Source organism: Longimicrobium sp., assembly GCF_036280135.1.
In the GTDB taxonomy this organism is placed as follows: domain Bacteria; phylum Gemmatimonadota; class Gemmatimonadetes; order Longimicrobiales; family Longimicrobiaceae; genus Longimicrobium.
In genome coordinates this window covers 1-4040 of the sequence record NZ_DASURI010000986.1, presented here as the reverse complement: position 1 = coordinate 4040, position 4040 = coordinate 1, and the positions used below count along the sequence as shown (strand labels likewise).

Genomic DNA, 4040 nt, shown 5'->3' with positions numbered 1-4040 from the left:
GTTGGCCGCAGGCCCCGTGTGAGAATTCTTTCGTCATGGATGCAGAAGAGCCCCGTCCGCTCACGCGGACGGGGCTCTTGGCGTTGACTCGGACGACTTCCCGTCAGTCCAGCACGTGGAAGGATTCCACCTCGTGCAGGGGGACCTCCACGCGGTCGCCGGTGCCCAGGTGGTGGGCCACGAGCACCTCGCCGCCGTAGTCATGGCGCAGGCGGTCCGGCACCAGCACCATCTCCGTGCCGCGGCGCCGCAGCTGCACGCGCGTTCCCTCGGCCATGGCGCGCTCCAGCCGGTCCAGCGCGTCGGTCGTCCAGTTCACGGCGCGCCCGCGGCGGGTGCGGTGTCGCGCGGCGCCGTGGGCGTGCGGACCGTGTCGGCCGCCGCGCGGGCCTCGGCGCGGGCGCTGTCGGCGCGAAAGCGGGCCGCGGCGGTGGTGTCGCGGTACGGCTGCAGCGTGGTGTCGGGCCGCAGCGACGCCGTGGAGCGGCTGTGCCGCAGCCCCTCGGGGCGCACGGACACGTAGAAGTTCTTGATGAACAGCGAATCGATCTTGGCAAACCCGCTGTCGGGCAGGTCGCCGAACTTGATGCCGGGCCGGGGCCGCGGGATCACCACGTTCAGCGAGTCCAGCCACATGTCGAGCTCGGCGCGCGACATCTTTTGCACGTAGCCGTTGATGTCCAGCCCCGACCCCGGCCCCAGCCCCCGCAGGGCCGACGCCGGCGGATCGGGCTCGAAGCGGACGAGGATGCGGCGGCCCGTGGGCGTGCGCACCCACACGGCGTTGCCGCGCACGCCGCTCTCGGCCGTGCCGCGCAGGTTTACAAGGCGGCCCAGCTCGCGCGTGTCCAGGGGCAGCAGCGTCTCGAACGGCTGCGTCTCCATGGGCAGCACGGGGGCGCGGTCGGCGCCAAAGTTGGCCATGGCGCCCACCTGCCGCTTGGCCTTCATGGTCTCGTCGCCGCCAAAGATGGCGACAAAGACCAGCAGCAGCACGCCGGCGCCGGCCAGCAGCAGAACGGTGAGCCACACGCGCGACTCGCGGCCGCGCACCAGGCGAATATCCATGCGTCTCCAGGGTCCCGCGAAAGGTGAATCCCGCGTTAAAGGTGCAAGGAGCGTTCCGGGCGCGGCTTGCCCCGGCCGCCGCGGGGCGGTTATAGTTTGGACCGCTTTTCCCGCACGTGCACGCGACGCGTGCGTCCCCACGAAACGACCGGAGAGAGTCCAGTGGCCCGTCCCGCGCCCAAGCCCAAGCCCCGGCGCTCGTCGTCGCTTACGCCGTTCTACCTCGTGCTCGCCCTTGTGGCGGTCGCCGGCGCCGTTCTGCTGTACCGGCAGACGCAGGGCGGCGCCAAGGCCGGCGCCACCACGCTGCAGCAGGTGGTGATGACGCCCGAGCAGCTGCAGCGCGTCCCCGGCATCTCGCAGGGGCAGCCCAACGCGCCCGTGGTGATCATGGAGTTCGCCGACTTCCAGTGCCCGGCGTGCGGCCGCTTTGCCATGTTCAACAAGCCGCTGGCCAAGGACTACATCGACAACGGCACGGTGCGCTTCGTCTGGTACGACTTTCCCCTCGTGCAGCTGCACAAGAACGCCGTGCTCGCCTCGCGCGCCGGCCGCTGCGCCAACGAGCAGAACCAGTTCTGGGCCTTTCACGACCTGGTGTTCTCGCGCCAGGGCGACTGGTCGGAGAGCGACGAGGCCGGCGACCTGTTCGCGGGCTACGCGCAGCAGATCGGCATCGACCGCGGCGCGTTCGAGCAGTGCCTGAGCTCCGACAAGTACCAGAAGGAAGTGTCGGAGAGCTTTCAGCTGGGCAGCACGCTGGGGGTGCAGGGCACGCCCACGCTCATCGTGAACGGCAAGCGCATCGAGACGCCCAGCACCCGCGCCGAGTGGGACCGCGTGATCCAGGCCGAGCTGCCCTCCGCCGGCGGCGCCGCCGCGCCCGCCGCGACGCCCCCCGCCGCGGCGCCGGCCGCTTCGTCGCCGGCCGCCGGGGCCGCCGCGCCCACGACGGCCGCGCCGTGAGCACCGTGGTGACGGACGGGCGGATGGACGCCGTCGACGCCGAGGAGTACCTCGAGGAGCGCCCGCCCGTCACGCGCATGGCCATCGCCGTGCTGGCCCTGATCGGCCTGATGCTGTCGACGTACCTGTCGATGTACAAGCTGGGCTACCTGGGCGAGATCCAGTGCACCCTCGGCGGGTGCGAAAAGGTGCAGAACTCGTCCTACTCCTACTTCCTGGGCCAGCCCGTGGCCGTGTGGGGGCTGGGCGCGTACATCGCCCTGCTGGCACTGGCCGTGGCGGGCATCCAGCCGCGCCTTGCCGGGTCGCGGTGGGTGGCGCTGGGCCTGTTTGGCGTGGCGGCCGTGGGGGTGCTGTTCTCGGCGTACCTCACGTACCTGGAGGCGTTCGTGATCCACGCGTGGTGCCAGTGGTGCGTGATTTCGGCCATCCTGGTCACGCTGATCTTTCTGCTGAGCATTCCCGGGCTGCGACAGGCCCGGTAGGCGTTTCCCCTTTTTGATCGCAACCGAGGATTCACGGATGTCGCAGACCCCCGGCCAGACGGTGCGCGTGCGCCTGGTGTTCGCCGACCAGGGCACCTTTCACGCGGAGACCGTGCACGTGCCCCTGGACATGCTGGGCCGCTACGACCGGCTCGTGGACCTGCTGCGCGAGGAGGAGTCCGTCACGCGCCAGCTGTTCGTGGACATGGGACGCCTCGTGAGCGCGTACGTGGAGGGCGAGGAGGACTGATTCGCCTCGCCCGAGATCGCTGGAGCAAGAAGCCCCGCCGCCGGACGCATCCGGCGGCGGGGCATTTTCATCGGGTCCGGTCCGCGAGCAACTGCATTCCCGCACGGAGCCACCGGTCCTGATCCGTTCCCGTTGACTCCGTTGGCCCAAGGCCCCGTGTGAGGCCTTTCCGTTTTCTTTACGGCTGCCGCGGCGTCTGGCCCTGCGGCGTCTGCGGCTGCTGCTGCGCGGGCGCGGGCTGGCCGGAGAGCAGGGCCTCCATCTCGGCCTGGAACTGCTCGAAGGGCACGGCGCCGCTCAGGGCGCGCTGGCCGCTGCGCGCGTTCAGGATGAACGCCGGCGTGCCGCGAATGCCCGCCTCGGCCGCCTGCATGGCATCGCTCACGATGATGGACGACGGGCGGTCGTTGGCCGTGCAGTCGCGGTACGCGGCCATGTCCAGCCGCAGCTCCTGCGCAATGCGCTCAAACCGTTGCGACGCGTCGGGCTGGTTGCTCCACTCGCGCTGGGTGGCGAACAGGCGGTCGTGCATCTGCCAGAACTTGCCCTGCGCCGACGCGCACATGGCCGCCTCGGCTGCGGCGTAGGCCTCGCGGTGCATGGAGAGGGGCAGGTTGATGTAGATGACCCGCGCCTTGCCCGTCTGCACGTACGCGCTGTCGATGCGCGGGTACGTGGTGGTGGCGAACTCGCGGCAGTACGGGCACTGAAAGTCGCTGATCTCGATGATCGTGACCTGCGCGCTGTCGGCGCCCTTCATGCGGCCGCGGTCGGCGCGGGGGAGCAGCGAGTCGGTGCTGGCCGTGGCGGCCGCCGGCGCGGCGCCCTGCGTTTGGCCGCACGCCGTCATGGGCAGGCTGGCGGTGAGCAGCAGGGCCGCGACGGCCAGGGTGGAGAAGCGCGTCATCAGAGGTGCGGGAGCGGGAGACGAGCAGAAGGGCGCGGAACACGCCGCGCCCGCACCGGTCTCGTACGGAAAGGGATCGGCAGGAAGATAGCCGTGTCCCGTCAGGCAGGTCAATCGCGCGGCTCGGCGCCGCCGATTGGACGATCCTTGGATTTAATTGACGGGAATGGAAAGTGCATCGGCGCATCCGCATCCCAATCATGGCCCGGCTTCGTGCCGGGCATCACCGTTCGCGGAGGATACGCGTATGAAGCCGAGCAAGATCGCGCGCCAGGGACTGTTCGCCGTCGCCACCACGTTCGCCCTGGGCTTCGGCGCCATGGAGGCGCTGGCCGAGCCGACCGCGAAGGGGAAGGCCGCGTAC

At 70.3% G+C, this 4040-nt stretch carries 6 protein-coding genes; 3 read left to right on the top strand and 3 right to left on the bottom strand.

Annotation, left to right across the window (positions count from 1 at the left end):
- Nucleotides 1–103 precede the first annotated feature (103 nt).
- Nucleotides 104–319, bottom strand: a complete 216-nt coding sequence (locus VFZ20_RS31760; RefSeq protein ID WP_329687998.1) for a hypothetical protein — start codon at nt 317–319, stop codon at nt 104–106.
- Nucleotides 316–1068, bottom strand: coding sequence for a hypothetical protein (locus VFZ20_RS31755; RefSeq protein WP_329687997.1), 753 nt, complete (start codon nt 1066–1068; stop codon nt 316–318). Before VFZ20_RS31755 ends, VFZ20_RS31760 begins: the two co-directional genes overlap by 4 nt.
- Before the next feature lie 162 nt (nt 1069–1230).
- On the opposite strand from VFZ20_RS31755, the gene VFZ20_RS31750 reads away from it, so the two are divergent.
- From VFZ20_RS31750 to VFZ20_RS31740, 3 genes are read left to right on the top strand one after another with little or no spacing between them, the layout of a single operon-like run.
- The gene (locus tag VFZ20_RS31750; protein WP_329687996.1) at nt 1231–2034 is read left to right on the top strand and encodes a DsbA family protein; all 804 of its coding nucleotides are present in this window, start codon (nt 1231–1233) and stop codon (nt 2032–2034) included.
- Nucleotides 2031–2519 carry a vitamin K epoxide reductase family protein gene (locus VFZ20_RS31745; protein WP_329687995.1) on the top strand — a complete coding sequence of 163 codons (489 nt, stop codon included), beginning with the start codon at nt 2031–2033 and terminating at the stop codon, nt 2517–2519. The genes VFZ20_RS31750 and VFZ20_RS31745 overlap by 4 nt, the downstream gene beginning before the upstream one ends.
- 37 nt (nt 2520–2556) lie before the next feature.
- The gene (locus tag VFZ20_RS31740) at nt 2557–2769 is read left to right on the top strand and encodes a hypothetical protein (protein WP_329687994.1); all 213 of its coding nucleotides are present in this window, start codon (nt 2557–2559) and stop codon (nt 2767–2769) included.
- 178 nt (nt 2770–2947) lie between these two features.
- On the opposite strand, the gene VFZ20_RS31735 is transcribed toward VFZ20_RS31740, so the two are convergent.
- Nucleotides 2948–3676 (bottom strand): DsbA family protein, encoded by a 729-nt coding sequence (locus VFZ20_RS31735; RefSeq protein ID WP_329687993.1) that lies wholly within the window; start codon nt 3674–3676, stop codon nt 2948–2950.
- Between the last annotated feature and the right edge of the window lie 364 nt (nt 3677–4040).